This is a genomic window from uncultured Vibrio sp. (genome assembly GCF_947488985.1).
In the GTDB taxonomy this organism is placed as follows: domain Bacteria; phylum Pseudomonadota; class Gammaproteobacteria; order Enterobacterales; family Vibrionaceae; genus Vibrio.
Genome location: NZ_CANLBV010000001.1, coordinates 26006 through 50664 on the forward strand (window position 1 = coordinate 26006; position 24659 = coordinate 50664).

Annotated in this window: 14 protein-coding genes and 1 pseudogene; 10 read left to right on the forward strand and 5 right to left on the reverse strand. The window is 46.4% G+C overall.

Going from position 1 to position 24659, the window contains the following annotated elements:
* The first annotated feature begins 236 nt into the window (after positions 1–236).
* On the forward strand, positions 237–695 hold the full coding sequence (locus tag Q1A70_RS00120) for a ribonuclease regulator (RefSeq protein WP_299685441.1): 459 nt from the start codon (positions 237–239) through the stop codon (positions 693–695).
* A 5-nt stretch (positions 696–700) separates the two neighbouring features.
* Here Q1A70_RS00120 and Q1A70_RS00125 read toward each other — a convergent pair whose 3' ends face one another.
* Positions 701–1186, reverse strand: coding sequence for a putative 4-hydroxy-4-methyl-2-oxoglutarate aldolase (locus tag Q1A70_RS00125; RefSeq protein ID WP_299685438.1), 486 nt, complete (start codon positions 1184–1186; stop codon positions 701–703).
* A 577-nt stretch (positions 1187–1763) separates the two neighbouring features.
* On the opposite strand from Q1A70_RS00125, the gene arcA reads away from it, so the two are divergent.
* On the forward strand, positions 1764–2480 hold the full coding sequence (gene arcA / locus Q1A70_RS00130; protein ID WP_299685435.1) for a two-component system response regulator ArcA: 717 nt from the start codon (positions 1764–1766) through the stop codon (positions 2478–2480).
* A 134-nt stretch (positions 2481–2614) separates the two neighbouring features.
* Here arcA and Q1A70_RS00135 read toward each other — a convergent pair whose 3' ends face one another.
* The 4 genes and pseudogenes from Q1A70_RS00135 to Q1A70_RS00150 form a co-directional block, all read right to left on the reverse strand.
* Positions 2615–3058: a hypothetical protein gene (locus Q1A70_RS00135; protein WP_299685432.1), complete on the reverse strand. Its 444-nt coding sequence runs from the start codon at positions 3056–3058 to the stop codon at positions 2615–2617.
* Between the two features lie 7 nt (positions 3059–3065).
* Positions 3066–5462: an aerobic respiration two-component sensor histidine kinase ArcB gene (arcB, locus tag Q1A70_RS00140; protein ID WP_299685430.1), complete on the reverse strand. Its 2397-nt coding sequence runs from the start codon at positions 5460–5462 to the stop codon at positions 3066–3068.
* A gap of 156 nt (positions 5463–5618) precedes the next feature.
* Positions 5619–7361 (reverse strand): annotated as a pseudogene (locus tag Q1A70_RS00145) (diguanylate cyclase); the annotation flags it as partial.
* Between the two features lie 92 nt (positions 7362–7453).
* Positions 7454–8407 (reverse strand): TIGR01212 family radical SAM protein, encoded by a 954-nt coding sequence (locus Q1A70_RS00150; protein ID WP_299685427.1) that lies wholly within the window; start codon positions 8405–8407, stop codon positions 7454–7456.
* Between the two features lie 528 nt (positions 8408–8935).
* Here Q1A70_RS00150 and gltB (Q1A70_RS00155) point away from each other — a divergent pair.
* The 8 genes from gltB (Q1A70_RS00155) (at position 8936) to btuF (ending at position 24636) form a co-directional block, all read left to right on the forward strand.
* On the forward strand, positions 8936–13483 hold the full coding sequence (gltB, locus tag Q1A70_RS00155; protein WP_299685424.1) for a glutamate synthase large subunit: 4548 nt from the start codon (positions 8936–8938) through the stop codon (positions 13481–13483).
* Positions 13483–14952 carry a glutamate synthase subunit beta gene (locus Q1A70_RS00160; RefSeq protein WP_299685421.1) on the forward strand — a complete coding sequence of 490 codons (1470 nt, stop codon included), beginning with the start codon at positions 13483–13485 and terminating at the stop codon, positions 14950–14952. Before gltB (Q1A70_RS00155) ends, Q1A70_RS00160 begins: the two co-directional genes overlap by 1 nt.
* A gap of 461 nt (positions 14953–15413) precedes the next feature.
* Complete coding sequence (gene gltB / locus Q1A70_RS00165) at positions 15414–19877, forward strand: glutamate synthase large subunit (protein ID WP_299685417.1); 4464 nt, start codon at positions 15414–15416, stop codon at positions 19875–19877.
* A 16-nt stretch (positions 19878–19893) separates the two neighbouring features.
* The gene (locus tag Q1A70_RS00170) at positions 19894–21306 is read left to right on the forward strand and encodes an FAD-dependent oxidoreductase (RefSeq protein ID WP_299685414.1); all 1413 of its coding nucleotides are present in this window, start codon (positions 19894–19896) and stop codon (positions 21304–21306) included.
* 244 nt (positions 21307–21550) lie between these two features.
* The gene (locus Q1A70_RS00175; RefSeq protein ID WP_299685411.1) at positions 21551–21979 is read left to right on the forward strand and encodes a DUF1499 domain-containing protein; all 429 of its coding nucleotides are present in this window, start codon (positions 21551–21553) and stop codon (positions 21977–21979) included.
* 126 nt (positions 21980–22105) lie between these two features.
* Positions 22106–22801: a 5'-methylthioadenosine/S-adenosylhomocysteine nucleosidase gene (mtnN, locus tag Q1A70_RS00180; RefSeq protein ID WP_299685408.1), complete on the forward strand. Its 696-nt coding sequence runs from the start codon at positions 22106–22108 to the stop codon at positions 22799–22801.
* Between the two features lie 10 nt (positions 22802–22811).
* Positions 22812–23765: a cobalamin biosynthesis family protein gene (locus tag Q1A70_RS00185; RefSeq protein ID WP_299685405.1), complete on the forward strand. Its 954-nt coding sequence runs from the start codon at positions 22812–22814 to the stop codon at positions 23763–23765.
* Between the two features lies 1 nt (position 23766).
* The gene (btuF, locus tag Q1A70_RS00190) at positions 23767–24636 is read left to right on the forward strand and encodes a vitamin B12 ABC transporter substrate-binding protein BtuF (RefSeq protein WP_299685402.1); all 870 of its coding nucleotides are present in this window, start codon (positions 23767–23769) and stop codon (positions 24634–24636) included.
* The last annotated feature ends 23 nt before the right edge of the window (positions 24637–24659 follow it).

Below are 24659 nucleotides of genomic sequence, written 5' to 3' on the forward strand. Positions count from 1 at the left end.
GTTGCGTTTTTTTTACATTCGTATCGTTTTTTAGTGCAAACCGTCATTTCAAGGATAAAACACCGACACAAACCTCCAATTCAGGTCGAGATTGCGCGCCATTGCACCAAGTGCAATCAATTTTATATATGTACATAACTAAATGCTATATTGATAGTACAGCGGGCATGCAGGTTCTGTGCTTTAATTGAACGATAACGTTCGAAGAACAATAATAATGACATCAGGAGTGGGAAATGAAGAGATTACTAATTCTTTTAGCCTTTGCTATGCCTGTTGTTTGTTCAGCGAATAGTTTGCCTCAGCTCTCCAGCCAGAGCGATCGCTCCTCCCATAAGTTCTTTATCTCAACGCAAAATGCATCGAATGAAAGCTTTGATACTTGGAAAGTGGATAGCGGCTATGCTTATAGCTTGTTTAGTGATGTCGATCTTTATGTGGGTACTCGTATCAACAGCGCTTCACTGAAATATGAGAGTGGGTTACTGAGTGGTGTCAGCTACCAGTTTTCAGAGAGGGTCTCTTTTAACAGTTCTCTTCATACCTATAAAGATGAGACAGAAGGCAGTGAGCAGTCGGTGGCCGCAGAGCTTTCCAGCCGACTACAACTGACCGATAATCTCGACTTGCATGCCACCCTCGACTATGAAGAGTGGCAGCAAGGGGTTGAATTGGGCTTAGGGTTTCGCTTTTAATATCGTTACGACTTAATTAACAACTCTGATGAAATTAACACACCATTCCAATCAGCATAAATATAATCCCCCGGCTGAATCAGTTGATTATGTATAGAGAGAGTGACATTAACTTGACCGACACCGCGCTTCTCTGTTTTGAATGGCGATGTACCCAGCGCCTGAACGCCAAGATCCATTTGCGACATCATAACCACATCACGCACTGCACCGTTCACAATGACACCTTCCCAACCATTTTCTATCGCAAGAACGGCAAGTAGATCACCAAGCAGCGCCTTCTGGCATGAGCCATTGCCATCCACAACCAGAACTTTACCTCGTCCGTCAGTCTCTAAAACCTCGCGAACCTTAGAGTTATCGTGATAGCAACGAATTGTTACAATTTCCCCCCAAAACGCACTACGCTGACCGAAGCTCTGTAGTGGCATGTTCAGTAAGTTGACTTTGCTCCCAAATTCATCACATAGGTCTGGTGTTATATCTTGCATATATCCTCCGTGAGTAGGCATTACCCGTTAAGTCAGGTTCGCCTCTATGCTTTTATAGGTTGTTAAAATTAATCCTTTGTTTTCATAAATATACGCCCAGTTTAATACTGAACAAAAAATAGATTACACATATTTAGATACTAGAATCTAGGGCCAGATTTCCGCCTCCTTGACTCATAATGAGCTACTTCGCAGGCCACATATAACCGCTGTCTCGAATAACCATTCTAGTTTAGCTACTAAATAATCACCTTAACACTAGTCAAGTTGTAGCCATACTATTAAAGTTTGTTGCAATCCGGCAATTGATGTAAATCAATAAAGTGAATGGAATTAACATTCTCGCGTTGTTAGCATGCTGTTAAAATTATAGAATCCTCGGCAATCACTAACAGAATGATGAAAAGGCGTACTGGATCTACGTTGTTGGGCAATACTTCAAGGAAGGCAGATAGCTAGAAGTAAGTATTTTTCTGAAAACTTTAAGTTATCGTTAAAATACATTACCTTTATGTTATGTTTTTGCCTAGAATTTATTCTATTAGCACAATGTCGTCACAAATTTAGGTACCGCCAAATGCAAACCCCGCAGATTCTGATCGTTGAAGATGAGCAAGTAACTCGTAACACTCTAAAGAGTATTTTTGAAGCAGAGGGATATGCTGTTTTTGAGGCTAGCGACGGTGAAGAGATGCACCAAGTGCTCTCTGACAACCAAGTTAACCTTGTAATTATGGACATCAACCTTCCTGGTAAGAATGGCCTACTGCTTGCACGTGAACTGCGTGAGCAAGCAAATGTAGCGCTTATGTTCTTAACGGGTCGTGATAACGAAGTCGATAAGATCCTTGGCCTAGAAATTGGCGCTGATGACTACATCACTAAGCCATTCAACCCTCGTGAACTAACTATCCGTGCACGTAACCTTCTTAATCGTTCAATGAGCACAAACTCTGTTCAAGAAGAGAAGCGTAGCGTTGAGAAGTATGAGTTCAACGGTTGGGTACTAGATATCAACAGCCGCTCTCTGGTTAGCCCTGATGGCGAAGGCTACAAGCTACCTCGTTCAGAGTTCCGCGCTCTGCTTCACTTCTGTGAGAACCCAGGTAAGATCCAAACACGTGCAGACCTTCTTAAGAAGATGACTGGCCGTGAGCTTAAGCCACACGATCGTACAGTAGACGTAACAATCCGTCGTATTCGTAAGCACTTTGAATCAGTTTCTGGTACACCAGAAATCATCGCAACGATTCACGGTGAAGGCTACCGCTTTTGTGGTGACCTAGAAGACTAATTCGATTCGCGCTTCTGCCGTTTTGCACTGCTAACCAGTAAGTGTTTTGAACAATAGAAACGTCATCAATAGTTATTAAAAAGGGAGAGTGCCTACGCATTCTCCCTTTTTATTGTTCTTAATTGAATAAGGTTTTAGTAAACCGTATCCACCTTAACGTCTTTCTCGACTAGCCACTTCACGGTTTCGCCATCTTTCAATTCAACCGCTACATCAACAGACTTGTCGCTGTCGATCTCTAGCTGCCATACAAACGCGACTTCCCATTGAGTTTCACTGTGTGTTCTTAAATCAAGATCGTCAGCCGTTACCAACAAGGTGTCTGCACCCTGTTTAACCGTAACACTCTCAACCGCAAGCGTAGCCGGTAATTGCGAATCAGACTCTAGGTAAATGGAGCCATGCAGCGTCTTATCTTGAGCCTCTCCAATAGACGGCATCTTGTTCAGCCAAAGGTTGCTTTTCATGGTGACTGTCGCTGAAGACACTTTGACTTGATTATCTTGTTGCCATTCTACTTGCGATGCAGAACAACCCGCTAATGCCACTATGCATGCGGCGAATGCTAATTTTTTCATTACTCTTCTACCTTTGGTTTAACCAACTCTTTAATACCTCAATATCATTCCGGTATTCATTATTTATTTCATTAACCCAATCTGAAATATGCTCCCACCAAGCTGGCATATCTGGAGACTGGGCTTTCTGTGCAACTTGCTGGATGCGTTTCAAACCAATGGAGCCGGCTGCGCCTTTAATCTTGTGCGCCTCTAAAACGATACTGGCATGATCTTTCGCCGCCATGTTGGCGTTTAATATTGCCATATATTCCGGCATCATCTTTTCAAACATCACGATACTATCCAAAACCGGTTTCGGGCCAACAATATCTACATAAGACTCTAGCATATCAATATCAAGCAAAGTGGTGTCAATCGAAGCCATATGACTAGAGGTAATGTGACTAGAAACAGGGCCAATAGAAGCTGACTGTGTATTGATGTCCTCTTCTTTCTTAATGCGCTTACCGCTCTCAAGGCTTGGCGATGTATCTTCAACCAACTGAGTGATCACATCTTGAATTGCGCGAACCGACAGTGGCTTGCTGATCGCATCATCCATCCCTTTTTCTAGGTACTCTTGCTTGTTGTTCAATACGTTAGCGGTTAGGGCTACCAAGGGTGGCAACTCGCTGTATTGCTCGCGATAGTATTGAGCAATATCGAAGCCCGTCATATCTGGCAGTTGGATATCCAACAACACCAAATCATAATCCTGTGGATTGAAAACAATCTGCGCTTCTTTGCCCGTCATCACTACCGTAACCTCGTGACCCAAGCTTTCCAGAAGAGAACGAGCCACGGTAATATTGAGCTCAATATCTTCAACCATGAAAATCTTGAGGCTCGATTGCTTTCTTGGGGTCTTATTCAGGGCTTGCGTGTCATGATTAACCGGAACACGGATCGACACGGTAAAGGTACTGCCAAAGCCTTCTTCACTGGTGACTTCAATATCACCTTCCATCATGTTGATTAACTGCTTCGACACAGCAAGGCCAATGCCAGTACCAACCGCGTGTAAGTTGTCAGAGCCTGATTTCACCTGATAGTACAATCCAAAGATCTTATCGATTTCACTGTCAGGAATGCCAATTCCGGTGTCTTCTACCTCCAGCGTAATATTAGTAAAGTCACCGTCTAGCTCAGCGCTGACCGTCATGACCACCCCACCATCCTTAGTAAACTTCATTGCATTACTGATCAAATTCCACAGTACTTGTCTAAGGCGAGTACCATCCACCTTAACGGCCGTTGGCAGATCGGATAACCTTTCTAGGTCGAACCTTAGTCCTTTTTGTTCAGCCATCAGCGCTGAAATACTCTCCATCTCAACCACGAAATCTTCAAAGTTAATCAGCGTTGGGAGTAATTCCAGCTTGCGACGGTCAAACTTATCCATATCAATAATATCGTTAAAGATATTACCTAGCGTTACCGCGCTAACCTTAATGGTTTGCAACTGCTTACGCTGCTCATCCGTCAAAGGACTATCTAGCAGCATCCGGCTTAAGCCGACGATACCGTTGAGTGGAGTGCGCAATTCATGGCTGATGGTTGAGATAAAGGTGGTTTTATCACGACTCGCTTTCTCTAGAGATTCTTGATGCTCTTTACGCTCGGTAATGTCACGACCAAAACCGACTAAGCCCAAATGGCGACCATCCTTGCTATAGAAAGGGACTTTACGCAGTTCAAAGTAATTTTTGTGACCATCCGGATACTCTAGCCACTGTTCATAAGTCACCGCCTGGTTGTCGACAAACACTTTTTCATCGGTATCGACCACCTGCTGTGCCACTTCTTTGCTGTAGACATCCCATGGGGTTAAACCCACCAACTCTTTTTCGGTTTTACCTGTGAGCTCTTCCACAGCACGGTTGCAACCGGAGAACACACCCTCTTCATTACGATAGTAAATCAGATCGGGTGATGCATCGATAAATGAGCGCAGCAGTGCCGTACGTTCAGCCAATTCAACTTGCGTTCGTTCACGCTGAAACACCTCATTCTCGAGATCCTGCATCGCTTCAGCACGCGCTTCCTCGGCTTTTTCACGCTCTTCAATTTCTTGATTGAGCTTCTCAATATTCAGCTGTAATTGATTATTTAGCTCTTGGTCTCGCTCACGCATATCACCCAGTTTAGACACCAGCTTCGCCAACCTTTGACGAGACTCTTCTAGCTGATCAACCACCACGGACAGAAAATAGACCGCCCAAGGTGTGATCACTAAACCGAAGAAAACAGAACGGATAATATCGCTGTCATCAACATTGCCTTTGAGTACAAGGGTAATACCAACCTGTACGACTACAGCTAAAGCAACCAGCGCTAGAGCGAGTAAAATAGAAAAGCGGACAATCCCCAATTTTACGAGTAGATCAACGTAATACTGGGCAAGATTTTTCATTGGTTTCATTTAGCGCTCCATGCGATAAGACTAGCAATATTCTACCCTGTTTAAGGAAACGAGGTAAGCTAGCTTCATCACACGCAACAAGAGACTGGCACGGTATTGTTTAAAACAGAGAGGGAGGGAAATGAAGACGCAGCCTGAATCAAATGGAGAATGGAGAATGGAGAATGGATGTACGCTGGAGCGATTTCGCCCTTCAGACTTTGCTTGATAAAGTGCACTGTCGGCCAATGCGATGGCTGATTCAATTTGATCATCACACGTGGGTATGTAGGAAATAATCCTCATACTGACCGTCACTAATTCAGACACCGCTGATTGCTTATGCTCAATTTCAAGTGCTTGCACTTGTTGATGGATACGAGTGGCTACCTGCAAAGCCCCTTCCGAGTTCGTGTTCGGTAGAATGAAGCCAAACTCCCCCCCGTAACACGCCACGCAATCGGATGAGCGACTAACAACCTGTTGGAACGCTTGAGAGACCTGTACCAGCGCATCATCGCCTTGTTGGTGTCCATAAAAATCGTTATAGCCTTTAAAGGAATCGATGTCACACAGCATAATCGTTAGCGGTAACTTCTCTCGCACATGGTGAGGCCACAAGATCGAAAGCTGCTCATCAAAACGGCGACGGTTCGCAACCTGAGTCAGACTATCGATAAAGCTTAAGCGCTCAAGCTCAAAATTCGCTTCTTCCAATTTCTGTTCCGCGAGGTATCGCTCGGTAATGCCTCTCGCCATGATCAACACACCATTGGTGCCCGATGCCGGATCTCTAAATGGTGATTTTACAACGTCATACCAACTCAATTCGCCACTGCTCAACACCAGTTTATCGACATAACGCAGAGACTTGCCTTGATGAAGTACTTGATGATCCGTGTCTGCTAAGCGTGAATAAATATTATTTGGCACCACATCTTGCAGACGCTTTCCGACCAGATCTGAAACCTGAGAGATACCCAACGCTGTCACAAACGGCTTATTACAAGCTTGGTACACCATATTCTGATTGAAAATACCGATCGAGTCCGGACTCGCCTCTAAGATGTTTTGTAAAATCGTATCACGCTGCGCTAAAGCCACCTCGGTATCTTTTCGCTTCTCCATTTCGCCACGCAGTTTCTGCTGCATGTCATGCCAATCGGTCACATCATGGCTAATAGAGAGCGTGCCGATTGTTTCTCCATCTTGGGAAAGCAGCACACTTTGATAGGTTTCGAGCAAACACCCTTTGCCGTCCTGATCGGTTGTCCAAGAACGTTCACTGACACGACCTTTTAATGCACCGCCAGACACACTCAAAGTGCCCTCTTCAGGACGACCATGCCAAAACTTTTTAAACGAACGATTGCTTGCGACCAACTCACCCTTTTGATCTTTCACGTAGATCAACTCAGACAAAGAATCCAAAGCGGTACGAGCAACATTCAATTCTCGAACTTCTCGGGACAATTCTTCGTTGGTGTTTTTATAAGGTGAGGCGTGAATCATCCAAGCCTGCTTATTTCTAAAATGGATCTTACGACCGACTAAGTTGATCTTAAACGACTCAAATTCAGAAAGCGCCCACAGGGAGACCTGCTCGAAGGCTCGAGAGTTGATGTGATTGGTTAAATCGTGGCGAAAGCTGTTCTCACTCTCCACGGTAGGAAAGCGAAAATTAACACCGATTTGGCGGATGCCAAGCAACTGCATCGCTTGGCGATTGGCATAGAGAGTCTCTCCACTTCGCACATCGACGAAATAAAGTGGTGACGGAGTAGAAAGAAGAAGCTGTTCAATATGCGACTGATAACGTGAATAAAGATGCCAGCAGATGAGAGCAATCAGCAACATGAGAACGATATAAATACCGTAGCCATCTGCTCTATCCCACAACCAAGTCATTGCTAATTCCATTTATTCTCAATCTATACCCTACAATCTGTTAGAGAAAATACTAACATCATTCGGCATTTTTATCTGTTCGCGCTTATGCTCAGAGATTTCTATTATTTACTCGCATTTAAAACGGGTAGCGTATATTCAAATGTTGAGTCCGTTTTTACACCTTGCGCACCGGTTTTATCCAGTGAGCGGCCAATCTCAGTCATCGCTAACCAACGGTTTTCACACCATAAAGGCGAAAGCAAGGTCGGGCGTCTCGCAGCAGAAGATACTCGATGGTAAACCACACTGGCTGGCGTACGTTGAATGATCTCAGTGGCGATATCAACATACTCTTCTAGGCTTGGGGCTTCTAATTTACCGGCCTTCCACGCTTTAGCCATGGTACTGCCTTCAACAATATGCAGACCATGAAGCTTGATGCCATCGGTACCCACCGCTAATACCTTGTCTAACGTTTCAAGGTTGTCCGCTTTGGTTTCTTTTGGCAGGCCGACAATAAGGTGAGTACAGACCTTAATCCCTAAAGCCCGTGCGCGTTGGGTGATCGCTTGATACACCGCAAAGTCATGGCCACGATTAATCCGTTTCAGGGTGGTATCATTGGCAGTTTGCAAGCCGAGCTCGAGCCAAATCTCGTAGCCTTGTTTGACGTACCCCGCGAGCAGATCCAACACCGCATCTGGCACGCAATCCGGCCTGGTACCGACACACAGACCGACGATATCGGCTCCGGGTGCTTTTAGTGCCTCTTCATACATATTCTTGAGCACCTGCACCTCAGCGTAAGTGCTTGTGTATGCCTGAAAATACGCGAGATACTTCTTAGCGCGAGCTATCTCACCCGCGCGATCGTTCAGCTGGTCAGCAATACTTTGAACCTGAGTTTGTTCATCAACGAAAGAGGCGACGTTGCAGAAAGTGCAACCTCCGCGACCAATGGTTCCGTCTCGATTTGGACAGCTAAAACCACCGTGAAGCGTCAACTTATGAACTTTTTCGCCATAGCGACGTTGTAGGTCTTGGCCAATAGTATTGACTAGCTCGTGTAATTGCATATTTTCAAAGTGCTCAGTAAATAAGAATGAATATCAATCTTTGTTTGAAAAAAACTACATCCCTGCAAAATTCGACCCATTAGTTTACGTAAGACTTTTTGCGATCAACCTAACAAATATCAATAAACATGCAAAAAATCGGCGCTATTTGCCTATTGTTGCGCATTTGTTATACATAAAACTCAAAATAAAACGAAAAAAATGGTCTACATAGGTCAACTTTCATTGCAATTCGCCTAGACAAAATTGTAGGATACTTACACATATTAGCGGTTATTGCGTATTCACTCACAATAAAAATTGCTAATAAATCGGTGATATCTAGCTCCCACCTATACAAACCACTAGCTTGTGGCTAAAAATAAACAGATATCACTAAGGATTGTTTTTCTCGCAATACTTTTCCTGCGAGATACGGAAAGGATTCAAACCGCCAGCATAGGCAGGTTTAGACCCATAAATATAAAAGGACAAGGCTGACTTAAATACAAATAAGTTGTGCCTAGATTTAACTGGAAGGATGTATCTATGGTAGATCAAGAGCAGAACTCACAGGGTCTGTATACTCCTGAATTGGAGCATGACGCTTGTGGTATCGGTTTTGTTGCGCATCTAAAGAATCGCAAATCTCATGATGTCGTAACTCAAGCACTCGATATGCTTGCACGTATGGAACACCGTGGCGGCCAAGGCTGCGATCCGTGTTCTGGTGATGGTGCAGGTATCCTGCTGCAGAAGCCGCACGAATTCTTACTAGAAGAAGCGGTAAAGCTTGGAATCAAACTGCCATCTTTTGAAAAATATGGCGTAGGTGTTGTACTTTTCCCGAAAGATGAACACAAACGAGCACAGTGTCGTGACATTCTAGAACGTAATGCACAACGCCTAGAGTTAGAAGTTATCGGTTACCGTGAGCTTCCAACGGACAACTCAATGATCGGTGCCGATCCATTAAGCACTGAACCTCAGTTTGAGCATGTCTTTATTAAAGGCGGCCCTGGTATTACACCAGAAGAGCTTGAGCGTAAACTGTATGTTCTACGTAACTACACGGTTCGCGTGTGCCTAGAAAGCGTGTCAAACATCGGTGATGACTTCTACATCAACTCAATGTCTTACAAGACGTTAGTGTACAAAGGTCAGCTAACCACTGAGCAAGTTCCTCAGTACTTCCTAGATCTGCAAAACCCAACCATGGTGACAGCTCTAGCCCTGGTACACTCACGCTTCTCTACCAATACATTCCCACGTTGGCGTCTGGCTCAGCCTTTCCGTTACATCGCGCATAATGGCGAAATCAATACGGTTCGCGGCAACCTGAACTGGATGAAAGCACGTGAAGCGATCCTAGAATCGGATCTGTTTACACAAGCAGAAATCGACATGCTACTGCCTATCTGTCAGGAAGGTAGCTCGGATTCATCAAACTTCGATATGGCACTTGAACTACTTGTTCTTTCTGGTCGTACTCTGCCACATGCGTTAATGATGATGATCCCGGAAGCATGGCAAGAAAACAAAAACATGGATCCAACTCGTCGTGCGTTCTACCAGTACCACGCAAACGTAATGGAACCATGGGATGGCCCAGCATCTGTCTGTTTCACCGATGGTGTTCAAGTAGGTGCAACCCTTGACCGTAACGGTCTGCGTCCTTCTCGCTACACAGTAACGAAAGACGACTTCCTAGTGATGGCGTCTGAGTCTGGTGTTGTTGAGATCGCACCTGAAAACGTTGAGTACCGTGGTCGTCTACAACCAGGTCGTATTTTTGTAGCTGACCTTGAGCAAGGCCGCATCATTTCTGATGAAGAAGTGAAAGACAGCATTGCTAAAGCTCAACCCTACGAAAAATGGGTTGAAGAGAACCTGTTGAGCTTGAAAAAGCTACCCGATGCGAGCAACGAATTTAGCCAACCTTCTCCAGAAAAGCTCCTGCACAAACAACAATCGTTTGGTGTGAGTTCTGAGGAAGTAAACGAAATCATTCTACCTCTTGCGAAAACAGGCTACGAGCCACTTTCTGCAATGGGTGCTGACTGGCCGCTAGCGATTCTTTCTCACCAATCGCAGCACCTTTCAAACTACTTCAAACAGTTGTTTGCACAAGTAACCAACCCGCCAATCGACCCGATTCGTGAGCGTATGGTTATGTCTCTGAACACTTACCTAGGTAAGGATCAGAACCTACTTGCTGAAACACCTGAGCACTGTCAAAAAGTAGAACTTGAGTCTCCAGTATTGTCTAACTCTGAGTTAGAAAAGCTACGTGCCATCGATAATGAGCACCTGCAAGCGAAGACGCTGGATATCGTATTCCAAGCAAATGGTGATGAAGGTAAGTTAGAGCGCGCACTTAAGCGTATCTGCCAATACGCAGAAGACGCAGTGATTGATGGCTACTCTATCATCCTACTGACTGACCGTGCAGTTAACTCTAACCACGCCGCTATCCCAGCAATGCTGGCGGTTGGTGCGGTTCACCACCACCTAATCCGTAAAGGCCTACGTGCTAAGTGTGACATCGTGGTTGAAACGGGCGACGCTCGTGAGACACATCACTTTGCAACGCTTATCGGTTACGGTGCAAACGCAGTTAACCCATACCTAGTGATTGAAACGATTGTTGAACTGCAACGCACTAAGAAGCTAGCTCCAAACGTACACCCACGTGAGTTCTTCGATAACTACCGTAAAGGTGTCAACGGCGGTCTACTGAAGATCTTCTCTAAGATGGGGATCTCTACGCTGCAGTCTTACCACGGTGCACAAATCTTCGAAGCGCTTGGTGTAAGCAAATCTGTAGTTGAAAAATACTTCACAGGTACTGTTTCTCGTATCCAAGGTCTAACGATCGACGATATCGCGCGAGAAGTACTTGTTCGTCACCGTGTTGGTTACCCAGCTCGTGAGATCCCAGCTCAGATCCTTGATGTTGGTGGTGTTTACCAGTGGAAACAACGTGGTGAGAAGCACTTATTCAACCCAGAAACGATTTCTCTACTTCAAGAGTCGACGCGTAACAAAGATTACGGTCAGTTCAAGAAGTACGCAAAAGCCGTCGATGACCAAGGCGACAACGCAGCAACGCTACGTAGCCAACTTGATTTCATCAAGAACCCTGCAGGCTCTATTCCTCTAGCAGAAGTAGAACCAATCGAGAACATCCTTAAGCGTTTCGCAACCGGCGCAATGAGCTTTGGTTCAATCTCGCATGAGGCTCACTCAACACTGGCTGTCGCGATGAACCGCATTGGCGCGAAATCAAACTCAGGTGAAGGCGGTGAAGATCCAGCACGTTTCGAACGTAAAGAAAACGGCGACTGGGAACGTTCAGCAATCAAACAGGTGGCTTCGGGTCGCTTTGGTGTAACGTCTTACTATCTATCTAACGCTGATGAGCTGCAAATCAAGATGGCTCAAGGTGCGAAACCTGGTGAGGGTGGTCAACTACCTGGTGATAAGGTTGATGACTGGATCGGCGCAACGCGTCACTCGACTCCGGGCGTAGGTCTTATCTCTCCACCGCCACACCACGATATCTACTCAATCGAAGATTTGGCTCAGCTAATCTACGATCTGAAAAACGCGAACCGTAACGGCCGTGTAAACGTGAAGCTAGTATCGGAAGCTGGCGTAGGTACGATTGCATCGGGTGTAGCGAAAGCGAAAGCTGACGTAGTACTTATCGCAGGTTTTGATGGCGGTACGGGTGCATCTCCGATGTCTTCTATCCGTCACACTGGTCTACCTTGGGAGCTTGGTCTAGCGGAAACGCACCAAACACTGCTGAAAAACGGCCTACGTAACCGTATCGTTGTTCAGTCTGATGGTCAGATGAAAACGCCACGTGACCTTGCAGTAGCAACGTTACTTGGCGCTGAAGAATGGGGCGTAGCAACAGCAGCATTGGTTGTTGAAGGCTGTATCATGATGCGTAAGTGTCACAAGAATACATGTCCTGTTGGTATCGCAACACAAAACAAAACTCTGCGTGAGCGTTTCGACGGCCGCGTAGAAGACGTAGTGACTTTCTTCCAATACATGGCTGAAGGCCTACGTGAAGTAATGGCTGAACTTGGCTTCCGCTCTATTGATGAGATGGTGGGTCAATCGCACAAACTTAAAGTTCGTGACGACATCGGCCACTGGAAGTACAAAAACCTAGATCTAACACCAGTACTGCACATTGAGCAGGCGCGTGCAGAAGATGGTATCTACAACCAGACACAACAAAACCACAACCTAGAAGATGTTCTAGACCGTAAGTTGATCCAAGCTGCGATTCCTGCACTTGAGAAAGGTGAAGCCGTAAATGCGACCTTCCCTATCATCAACACTGACCGCTCTGCGGGTACCATGCTGTCGAACGAAATCTCGAAGGTTTACAAAGACCAAGGTTTACCACAACCAATGAACGTTAAGTTCCACGGTAGTGCTGGCCAATCTTTCGGTGCGTTCCTTGCGAAAGGCGTTAAGTTCGAAGTAGAAGGCGACGCGAACGATTACTGGGGTAAAGGTCTGTCTGGCGGTACCTTGGTACTGTACCCAGATGCGAAATCTTCTATCGTTGCTGAAGATAACATCGTGGTTGGTAACGTATGTTTCTACGGTGCAACCTCAGGTGAATCTTTCATTCGCGGTATGGCTGGCGAACGTTTCTGTGTTCGTAACTCAGGTGCGAAGGTTGTTGTTGAGGGCGTTGGTGACCACGGTTGTGAATACATGACTGGCGGTGTTGCCGTTATCCTTGGCTCAACGGGTCGTAACTTTGCCGCGGGCATGAGTGGCGGTGTTGCTTATGTTTGGGACAAAGCAGGTGACTTCGAAACCAAGCTTAACCCAGAACTTGTAGACCTAGATCCAATTGAACAAGAAGATAAAGATCTTCTACTAGATATGCTAACCAAGCACGTTGAATTCACAGGAAGTGAAGTTGCTCAGTCTTTCCTAGACAACTTTGAAGCAAGTGTTGCATCACTGATTAAAGTTATGCCACGCGACTACAAAGCAGTTCTTGAGAAGCGTAAAGCTGAAGCACAACAGGCACAAACGGAAGAAGTGGAGGCAGTATAATGGGTAAGCCTACTGGATTTTTAGAACACGGTCGCGAGCTTCCAAAGAAGCTCGACCCGTCAGTTCGTATCGAAGACAACAAAGAGTTCGTACTTAACGAAGAGTTTGGTGACAAGATCAATACTCAAGCATCTCGTTGTATGGACTGTGGCGTACCTTTCTGTCACAGCGGTTGTCCGATTGGTAACATCATCCCAGAATTCAATGATGCGGTTTACCGTGACAGCTGGGAAGAGGCTTGGAACATCCTAAGCTCTACCAATAACTTCCCTGAATTTACAGGTCGTGTGTGTCCTTCTCCTTGTGAGAGTGCTTGTGTACTAGGTATTAACCAAGACCCAATCACTATCTGTAATATCGAGAAAACGATTGTAGAAACTGCGTACCGTGAAGGGTACGCAAAACCAAAAACACCTCGCTCTCGCACGGGTAAAACAGTGGCTGTTATCGGTTCAGGCCCTGCTGGCCTAGCCGCAGCTGAGCAGCTAAACAGCGCTGGTCACTCGGTGACGGTATTTGAACGTGACGAGAAAGTTGGCGGCCTACTGCGTTTCGGTATCCCAGACTTCAAGCTGGGGATGGACGTGATTGATCGTAAAATCAACCTAATGGCTGAAGCTGGCGTTGAGTTTAAAGTTAACCAACACATCGGTGTTGATGTTAACGCTCAACAACTGCGCCAAGAGTTTGATGTGGTATTGCTAACCGGTGGTTCTACGGTTCCTCGCGACCTACCAATCCCAGGTCGTGAATTGAAAGGCGTTCATTTTGCTATGGAATTCCTTGGCCAAAATAACCGCCGTGCTAACAACCTAGATCTAAAAACAGAAGAGATTCACGCTAAAGATAAGCACGTTGTGGTTATCGGCGGCGGTGATACTGGCTCTGACTGTGTGGGTACATCAAACCGTCACAAAGCAGCGAGCATTACTCAGGTTGAGATCATGCCGATCCCTCCAGAGAAACGCCCAGCAAACATGCCTTGGCCTCAATACCCGATGCTCATGAAGACCACGACTTCTCACGAAGAAGGCTGTGAACGTCACTGGAACATCTTGACTAAAGAGTTCATCGGTAACGATCAAGGTCAAGTGACGGGTCTACGTATTGCTGATATCGTTTGGAAAGACGCAGCTCCAGGTGAGCGCCCTACTTTTGATGAAGTAGCAAACTCAGAGCGTGTGATTCCATGTGACCAAGCATTCCTAGCGATGGGTTTCCTACACCCAGAGCCGACAGGTGTACTTGCTCAACTTGATATCAAACTGGACGAGCGCGGTAACGTTGCTTCTGAAGGTTACGCAACAAACCAGAAAGGCGTTTTTGCAGCTGGTGATATGCGTACAGGTCAGTCTCTGGTTGTACGTTGTATTAATGAAGGTCGTGAGTGTGCCATTGCCATTGATGACTTCTTAATGGGTAACTCTAACTTAGAAGCGAAAGCCGATTCACTCATGCTTTCCGCATAATATTTCTCGGGCTAGCGTCAATGACGTTAGCCTAGAGGAAAAGCAAAACCCTTCCTAACTTTTATATTTGGCTAGCACTCGATGCTAGCCTTTTTTCTATCTCTATTTTAAGTACCACAGAACTCCCCCTTCATTCAAATGTTAAAGCCACTAGCCCCAACCATTTGTAGCCCATTGATATAAAAGATAATTGTAGTTTATTACATGGTTAATCGCGTTTTTGCATGATAATTAACCACCAACTTGACCTTAAACACAATTCGCTATACGTTGTAAGGCTCATGAAAACAAAATGAATCAATTTTGTTAAAATCACCAATGCATAATTTAGCGTGATAGTTAACTAGAAAAACAAACGATGATTTTATAAAAAATGTTTTGTAAACAACAAGTATAGACAATAACAAGCACATAAATAGTTAGTCATTTACTGTCTGGATGACAGCAAAGGGAGAATTGCAATGGCTCTATATGATCCGAGTTTTGAAAAAGACAACTGTGGATTTGGTTTAATAGCGCAAATGGAAGGCCAACCGAGTCACAAGTTGGTACGAACTGCTATTTCAGCCCTCGACCGTATGACACACCGTGGCGGCATTGCTGCAGACGGTAAAACTGGAGATGGCTGTGGCTTATTGCTACAGAAGCCCGACTCATATCTCAGAATTATTGCCCAAGAGAATAACTTTACGCTCAGCAAGCAATACGCTGTCGGCATGATTTTCTTCAGCCAGGATCCAATCAAAGCGCAATCAGCGCAAGACATCATCAATAAAGAGCTCGCACAAGAGACCTTAACCGTTGCAGGTTGGCGAATAGTACCGACAAACAGCGACGTATTAGGCCCTATCGCCAAAGATTCACTTCCCAATATTCAGCAAGCCTTCATTTCCGCCCCAGCAGGTTGGCGTGAACGTGATATTGAACGACGCCTTTATATCGCTCGCCGTAGAATTGAAAAACAGCTCACCACAGACAACGATTTCTATATTTGTAGCCTTTCGACGCAAGTCGTGGTTTACAAAGGCTTGTGTATGCCAGCCGATCTTCCGCGATTTTACCTCGATCTTGCTGATTTACGCATGGAATCAGCGATATGTCTGTTCCACCAGCGCTTCTCAACCAATACTCAGCCACGCTGGCCACTGGCGCAACCATTCCGCTATTTGGCGCACAATGGTGAGATCAATACCATCGAAGGTAACCGCCAATGGTCTAAGGCCCGTGCCTATAAATTCTCTTCACCACTGCTGCCCGATTTACAAACGGCCGCACCTTTCGTGAATGAAACGGGCTCTGACTCCTCAAGCCTAGATAACATGCTCGACCTATTCCTAGCCGGTGGTATGGATGTGTTCCGAGCGATGCGTATGCTGGTTCCGCCCACTTGGCAGAACCACCCAGATATGGATCCAGATCTGCGAGCATTCTACGACTTCAACTCCAAACACATGGAACCGTGGGATGGCCCCGCAGGTATCGTCCTATCTGACGGCCGCTACGCTGCATGTAACCTAGATAGAAACGGCCTGCGTCCAGCGCGTTATGTGATCACCAAAGACAACTTGATCACATTGGCGTCAGAGGTTGGCATTTGGAATTATGCACCCGATGAAGTCGCCCAAAAAGGCCGAGTGGGCCCCGGTGAGCTACTGGTTATCGATACCCGTAGCGGTAAGCTGTGGCAATCTCACGAAATAGATAACGATCTCAAAAGTCGCCACCCCTACAAAGAGTGGATGGAAAAGAACGTTCACAGACTGACACCATTTTCCGATCTGCCCGATGAGCAAATCGGTAAGCGCAGTTTTGATAACGACACGCTCAAGACCTACCAAAAACAGTTTGCAATGAGCAACGAAGAGTCGGACCAAGTGCTGCGAGTGCTTGGTGATATGGGACAAGAGGCGGTAGGCTCGATGGGCGATGATACGCCAATGGCGGTGCTCTCTTCGAAAGAGCGTCTCATCACGGATTATTTCCGTCAGAAATTTGCACAGGTCACCAACCCGCCGATCGATCCACTACGTGAAAAACGCGTGATGTCTTTAGCGACCAGTATTGGTAAAGAGATGAACGTGTTCTGCGAAACAGACGGTCACGCCTATCGTGTCACGTTTGATTCACCAGTACTGCTTTACTCAGACATGCAGCAGCTTCTGCAGTTAAGTCAAAAACATTACCGTCATGCCATTCTCAGCATGCACTACGACCCAAATCATCAAGACCTTGAGCAAGCAATCAAAGCAGTATGTGATAGCGCAGAACAAGAAATCCGCGAAGGTGCCGTTTTGGTTGTGCTATCGGACAAAGGATTAGAGAAAGGTAAACTACCAATCCCTGCAGCCATGGTGGTTGGTGCGGTGCAAACAAGACTGGCTGATACCAGTCTGCGTTGTGATGCCAACATCGTGGTTGAGACAGCTACTGCTCGTGACCCACACCAGTTCGCAGTGCTACTTGGCTTCGGTGCGACCGCGGTTTATCCATACTTGGCTTATGAAGCGTTAGGTAAAATGTTGGATGATGGCTCTTTAGATAAAGACTATCGTACCGCGATGCAAAACTACCAAAACGGCATCAACAAAGGTCTGTATAAGATCATGTCGAAGATGGGTATTTCTACGATTGCTTCATATCGTTGTTCGCAGCTTTTCGAAGCCGTTGGCCTCCATTCCGACGTTGTTGAGCTCTGCTTCCGTGGCGTGACCACTAGAATCCAAGGTGCTAGCTTTAGCGATTTCCAACAAGATATCTATAACCTATCTCGTAAGGCATGGACTAAACGTAAGCCAATCGAGCACGGTGGTCTGCTCAAATACGTGCATGGCGGCGAATACCACGCCTATAACCCAGATGTAGTCGGCACTCTGCAAACCGCAGTAAAAACCGGAGAAACATCGGATTATCTCTCTTTTGCTAAGCAAGTGAATGCTCGCCCTGCCGCGATGCTGCGTGACTTAATGAGTCTTAAAAAAGCCGAACAGCCTCTACCACTGGAGCAAGTAGAACCTAACAGCGATCTGTTTAAACGCTTCGACTCTGCGGCAATGTCAATCGGTGCTCTGAGCCCCGAAGCGCACCAAGCACTGGCCATGGCGATGAACCGCTTGGGTGGTTACTCCAACTCTGGTGAAGGAGGGGAAGAACCACGACGCTTTGGTACTGATCGAAACTCTCGTATCAAGCAGATCGCTTCCGGTCGTTTTGGTGTAACGCCACATTACCTAACCAATGCCGATGTTCTGCAAATCAAGGTCGCACAAGGCGCTAAGCCCGGTGAAGGTGGCCAGCTGCCAGGTCATAAGGTGACGGCAGAAATCGCTAAGCTGAGATACTCAGTGCAAGGTGTCACTCTGATCTCCCCTCCTCCGCACCACGATATTTATTCTATCGAAGATCTAGCGCAGCTTATTTTCGACCTTAAGCAAGTGAACCCTAACGCCTTGGTTTCAGTGAAGTTAGTATCGGAGCCGGGTGTAGGCACGATTGCAACTGGCGTAGCAAAAGCTTATGCCGATCTGATTACCATTTCTGGCTACGATGGCGGTACCGCAGCAAGCCCACTGACTTCTGTGAAATACGCAGGTTGCCCTTGGGAGCTAGGCTTAGCCGAAACTCAACAAGCACTGGTTGCTAACGGGCTTCGTCATAAGATCCGCCTGCAAGTCGATGGCGGTCTGAAAACCGGTCTCGATGTAATTAAAGGCGCGATTTTAGGGGCTGAAAGCTTTGGTTTTGGTACCGCACCGATGGTGGCAATGGGTTGTAAATTCTTAAGAATCTGCCACCTCAATAACTGTGCGACAGGCGTCGCGACTCAAGATGAAACATTGCGCCGAGAATACTTCAAAGGGCTACCAGACATGGTGGTGAATTACTTTACTGGCTTAGCCGATGAAGTTCGCCAATACCTTGCAGAGCTTGGTGTAGAAAAACTCACCGACTTGATTGGCCGTACTGATTTGCTTGAAGTCGTTCAAGGCCTCACAGCGAAACAGAGTAAATTGGATCTCTCATCGATACTGGAAGCTCCGGTATCACCTGAGGGGCACCCTCTGTATTGGAGCGAGCCAAACGCACCATTTGATAAGGGGCAACTCAACCAACAGATCCTTGATGATGCACTCGATGCGATTGAAAAACGTCAATCCACCAGCCTTTACTACAACGTGATCAACACAGACCGCTCGATTGGCGCGCGTATCTCTGGCGAAATTGCTAAGCGATACGGCAACCAAGGGATGGCAGGTTCACCAATTAAGTTGTACCTCGACGGTACCGCAGGTCAGTCTTTTGCAGTTTGGAACGCAGGTGGCGTAGAGCTTTACCTCACGGGTGATGCCAATGACTATGTCGGTAAAGGCATGGCAGGCGGCAAGGTGGTTATCAAGCCTCACCAAGGCACAGCATTTGTTTGTAACGAAGCGACCATCATAGGCAACACCTGTCTGTATGGCGCAACTGGAGGCAAACTATTTGCAGCAGGTACTGCTGGCGAACGATTTGGCGTGCGTAACTCTGGTACCGTTGCTGTAATTGAAGGCGCAGGTGATAACGCTTGTGAGTATATGACAGGCGGTATTGTTGCCATTCTTGGCGCAACTGGAGTGAACTTCGGTGCCGGTATGACAGGTGGCTTTGCTTATGTGATGGATAAGAACGAAGACTTCCAAGGCCGAGTGAACAACGAGTCAGTTGAGGCGCTTTCTCTGTCTGACCTATTTATCCACCAAGAGCATCTGCGTGGCTTAATTGCAGAACACTTAGAAGAAACAGGCTCAGTACACGCTGAAGCGATTCTGGCGAACTTTGATGGATGGATTCCGAAGTTCTACTTAGTGAAGCCAAAAACGGCGGATCTCAGCACCTTGCTCGGCCACCAAAGCCGCAGCTCAGCTGAACTTCGTGTTCAAGCGCAATAATTGGAAGGAGCCCATAATGAGCCAGAATGTATACCAATTTATTGATGTGAATCGCGTAGACCCAGCGAAGAAACCCATCACGATACGTAAGATTGAGTTTGTAGAGATCTATGAACCTTTCACTAAACAGCAAGCCAAGGCGCAAGCTGACCGCTGTTTAGATTGCGGTAACCCTTACTGTGAATGGAAGTGCCCAGTCCACAACTATATCCCTCAATGGCTTAAGCTTGCCAATGAAGGGCGTATTATCGAAGCAGCTGAACTGTCTCACCAGACCAACAGCTTACCTGAGGTTTGTGGACGAGTGTGTCCTCAAGACCGACTGTGTGAAGGTTCTTGTACCCTCAATGACGATTTCGGCGCAGTCACCATAGGCAACATTGAAAAGTACATTACCGACAAAGCCTTTGAGATGGGCTGGAAGCCAGACATGTCTCACGTTGAATGGACCGATAAAAAGGTGGCGATCATCGGTGCGGGACCTGCAGGTCTAGCGGCCGCTGATATCCTAGTTCGTAATGGCGTGAAAGCTGTTGTATTTGACCGCTATCCAGAAATCGGTGGCCTACTGACGTTTGGTATTCCATCGTTCAAGCTTGAGAAAAGCATCATGGAAAATCGTCGCCGTATCTTCAGCGAGATGGGCGTTGAGTTCCAAATGAATACCGAAGTCGGCAAAGATATACAACTTCAGCAGCTTGTCGATGATTACGACGCTGTCTTCTTAGGCGTCGGTACCTATAAAAACATGCGTGCTGGGTTGGATAATGAAGAGGCACCGGGCGTTTATGATGCCCTACCATTCCTTGTTTCCAATACCTACAAGGTCATGGAACTCAATAACCCCACGCCATTCATCGACATGAAAGGCAAAAAAGTGGTGGTGCTTGGTGGTGGTGATACGGCGATGGACTGTGTCCGAACATCTATTCGCCAGCACGCAGCTAACGTTGTTTGTGCTTATCGCCGAGATGAAGCCAACATGCCCGGCTCTCGCCGTGAGGTTAAAAATGCGAAAGAGGAAGGCGTGAAGTTCATGTTCAACCTTCAACCATTAGCACTGGAAACTGATTCATCAGGTCACGTTACTGGGGTCAAAGTGGTGAAAACAGCCTTGGGTGAACCGGATGAAGCAGGCCGTCGTCGTCCAGAACCTGTCGAAGGCAGTGAGCATGTGCTTGAAGCGGATGCCGTGATCATGGCATTTGGTTTCCAACCGCACGCCATGGAGTGGTTAGAACCTTTCGGTGTCGAATTGGATCAATGGGGACGCATCAAGGCATCCGGTAAACAAGAATTTCAGTACCAAACCACCAACAGCAAGATCTTTGCCGGTGGTGATGCAGTTCGAGGATCGGACTTGGTAGTGACCGCTATCGATGAAGGCCGCAAAGCAGCGGAAGGGATATTGGATTACCTAGAAGTGTGACTAGGCTACTTCCCCCTCGCCGCGATTAAAACGCTTTTATCTCGAACAAAATTTAACCACGAAAGGTCAACACGCCCTAGTATAAGGTTTCCTTTATTGCTCAAGCCGTTACTATAAAAAAAGGATCCAATCATGGATCCTTTTTTGAATTAGATACGTTTATCACAAGCATAACGAAAATACGTAAAACAATCGCAAACAAGCCGATAACTATAATTAGAACTAAAACGCCATAGGAAACACTATGAAAAAAACCGCTCTCCTCTCGCTATCACTTTTAACGTTAACCGCTTGCAGCCAAGGAATCACGGACATGAAAGACAGAACTTCATCACCTTGTGGAGACAAACCAAACTGCGTATCAACTCAAGATGACCGTGAGCAGCATACATTGGCCGCGTTTGAGTTATCAGATTCAGCAAGCCTTGATGCCATTGAGCAAGTAGCTCTGACCTTGCCGGGCGCGAAAACGGCCAACAAAACCGATGATTACCTGCGTGTTGAATGTACCTCTCGCATCATGCGCTTTGTCGATGACTTAGAACTTAAAATCACCGATGACAAACTGATCGTGCGTTCTGAGTCTCGTACTGGCCATTCTGATTTTGGTGTGAACCGTAAACGTGCTGAACAACTTCGCGCAAGCCTAAAAAGCGAAGGCCTAATCAAATAGATAAAAGAATACGCAGATAAATCGTCTGTATTCGGATGAGAAGTGCCTCAGGGCTGTCGCTCGACACTTCTCTTCCATGCTACAATTTCGCTCTACTGTTTAAATATTTTTATTAAGAGACTACACATGAAAATCGGCATCATTGGCGCAATGGAGCAAGAAGTTGCGATCCTAAAAGCAGCAATTTCAGACATTACTGAAGTTAATAAAGGCGGTTGTACCTTTTTCTCTGGTCAGCTAAATGGTGTTGACGTTGTTTTGCTTCAATCTGGCATTGGTAAAGTAGCTGCAGCAGTTGGTACTTCAATCCTACTAAGTGAGTACCAACCAGATGTCGTTCTAAACACTGGTTCTGCTGGCGGTTTTGATTCAACACTGAACCTTGGCGATGTCGTTATCTCGACTGAAGTTCGTCACCACGATGCAGACGTTACGGCTTTCGGTTACGAAATCGGTCAAATGGCAGGTCAACCTGCAGCATTCAAAGCTGACGACAAGCTGATGCAAGTTGCTGAACAAGCGCTATCTCAAATGGAAGATAAGCACGCGGTTCGCGGCCTTATCTGTACTGGCGACGCATTTGTATGTACAACTGAACGCCAAGAGTTCATCCGTAAGCACTTCCCATCAGTGGTTGCTGTAGAGATGGAAGCTTCTGCGATTGCTCAAGCTTGTCACCAATTCCAAGTTCCATTCGTGGTTGTACGTGCAATCTCTGACGTTGCAGACAAAGAATCACCAATGAGCTTCGAAGAGTTCCTGCCGCTAGCAGCACAAAGCTCTTCTGAAATGGTTATCAAAATGGTTGCCCTACTAAAATAAGCGACTAGACATGCAAACACTGTTTGATCAGGTATTTGCAAATGGCGTGCTCCTTGTAATGTGGGGAGCACTGCTTTTTCATTTAATTTTACCTATCCCTCATGCCGCACACCCCACGACCTTATGGCATAAGTTTGCTGAGCTTTTAGCAAGCAAGGTTAATAACAACCAAAACTATTCTCAAAGCTTAATCTCGGGCACATTAGCCTGGGGATTAATGGTGCTGCCAACTCTGATTATTCTGTTGGCCTTGCAACCTTTGGTTTGGCAATCTCAGCTGTTTGAGTTAGCACTGCTATTACTCGCAATTGATTGGCGTAATAATGAAAAGCTGGCTAATCAGTTGATCAAGGCACTTGGTCGAGAAGATAAAGCTGCCGCTCGTCAGTTACTGGCTCCAATTGTCAATCGTCAGACCGAATCACTTTCATCACTTGGTTTAGGCAAAGCCGCCACAGAAACCATCATCATGGGTTACGCTCGCAACGTGGTTTGTGTACTGTTCTGGTTCGCCATCGGTGGTGGTATCGCCGCTTTGATGTATCGCCTGATTGTCGAGTTAGCTCGAGCTTGGTCACCAAGCCGCAAGCAGTTCTCTCCTTTTGGCTCAACGGCAATCAAGATTGTCGCTACCCTAGAATTTATACCAATGCGCTTATTTGCCTTAATGATCGTCTGTGGTGATAAAGCGTCTCATACATTTAAGATGATGCTCGTTCAAAGTCGCTCTTGGCCTCTACCTGGCCCGGCATGGTTAATTACCGCCGTAGGGAACAAGCTGGAGTTATCATTGGGTGGCCCTGCGATTTATGACAACACCAAAGCCATTCGTGCAAAATTAGGCGGCAGAATCGCCCCATCAGCGCTGCATTTATCTCAGGTTCAAAAGCTACTTTTTGGTCGCATCGCTATCTGGGTATTGTTACAAAGCCTAGCCTTACTCTTTATTCACCAAGGGATTTAAAGTGAAACCTTCAGCACTTGTTACCAGCCTTACTGCTGTGTCTTCCAGCTTATGGCTGTCTCTATCATTTGCACAAGAAACATCGCTGACTCAAGAAAAAGTGCAACCCGCTCAACGGGTGATAAGCCTTGCTCCTCACGCGACGGAGCTTGCGTACAACGCAGGTTTGGGGGAAAACTTGATTGCAGTTAGTGAGCGAAGTGATTACCCGCCACACGCCGACCAGCTTGAAAAAGTGGCCAACTATCAAGGCATCAAGGTTGAGAAGATCATCGCATTGCAGCCCGATCTAATACTCGCATGGCCAGCAGGAAACCCGCCCAGAGAGCTCGCGAAGTTAGAGCAGTTTGGTTTTACTATTTACTACTCACAAACCAAGAGCCTAGACAGTATTGCCACCAATATTGAACAACTGAGCCAATACGCCAGCGCTCCAAGTATCGGCGAAAGTAACGCTCAGCAATACAGGGAGCAGCTCAACGCGCTAAGGAAAAAATACAAAGATGCCGAGCCAGTAAACTACTTCTACCAACTCAGTGAGAAGCCGATCATCACTGTGGCTCAAGGGCACTGGCCAAGTGAGGTGTTTGAGTTTTGTGGGGGACGCAATATTTTTGAAGACAGTGCCTCTCCATATCCACAAGTGGGCATTGAACAAGTTGTACTAAGGAAACCGCAAGTGATCTTCACTTCTCAGCACGCGATTGAGAATGGAACCATGTGGCAAACGTGGCAAGATGAGATCCCAGCTATCGCTCAAAACCAGATTTGGGCACTCAACTCAGACTGGATTAATCGCCCAACAACAAGAACGTTGAAAGCGATTCAACAGGTGTGCGATTACTTCGATAGAGCTAGGCAAAATTACTAACTTTTTACTGCGTTTTTACGTAC

What these genes read in the sequence shown, in the direction of transcription:
- Q1A70_RS00120 (WP_299685441.1), top strand. Translation starts at nt 237, where the DNA reads ATGAAGAGATTACTAATTCTTTTAGCCTTTGCTATGCCTGTTGTTTGT.
- Q1A70_RS00125 (WP_299685438.1), bottom strand. Translation starts at nt 1,186, where the DNA reads ATGCAAGATATAACACCAGACCTATGTGATGAATTTGGGAGCAAAGTC.
- arcA (WP_299685435.1), top strand. Translation starts at nt 1,764, where the DNA reads ATGCAAACCCCGCAGATTCTGATCGTTGAAGATGAGCAAGTAACTCGT.
- Q1A70_RS00135 (WP_299685432.1), bottom strand. Translation starts at nt 3,058, where the DNA reads ATGAAAAAATTAGCATTCGCCGCATGCATAGTGGCATTAGCGGGTTGT.
- arcB (WP_299685430.1), bottom strand. Translation starts at nt 5,462, where the DNA reads ATGAAACCAATGAAAAATCTTGCCCAGTATTACGTTGATCTACTCGTA.
- Q1A70_RS00150 (WP_299685427.1), bottom strand. Translation starts at nt 8,407, where the DNA reads ATGCAATTACACGAGCTAGTCAATACTATTGGCCAAGACCTACAACGT.
- gltB (WP_299685424.1), top strand. Translation starts at nt 8,936, where the DNA reads ATGGTAGATCAAGAGCAGAACTCACAGGGTCTGTATACTCCTGAATTG.
- Q1A70_RS00160 (WP_299685421.1), top strand. Translation starts at nt 13,483, where the DNA reads ATGGGTAAGCCTACTGGATTTTTAGAACACGGTCGCGAGCTTCCAAAG.
- gltB (WP_299685417.1), top strand. Translation starts at nt 15,414, where the DNA reads ATGGCTCTATATGATCCGAGTTTTGAAAAAGACAACTGTGGATTTGGT.
- Q1A70_RS00170 (WP_299685414.1), top strand. Translation starts at nt 19,894, where the DNA reads ATGAGCCAGAATGTATACCAATTTATTGATGTGAATCGCGTAGACCCA.
- Q1A70_RS00175 (WP_299685411.1), top strand. Translation starts at nt 21,551, where the DNA reads ATGAAAAAAACCGCTCTCCTCTCGCTATCACTTTTAACGTTAACCGCT.
- mtnN (WP_299685408.1), top strand. Translation starts at nt 22,106, where the DNA reads ATGAAAATCGGCATCATTGGCGCAATGGAGCAAGAAGTTGCGATCCTA.
- Q1A70_RS00185 (WP_299685405.1), top strand. Translation starts at nt 22,812, where the DNA reads ATGCAAACACTGTTTGATCAGGTATTTGCAAATGGCGTGCTCCTTGTA.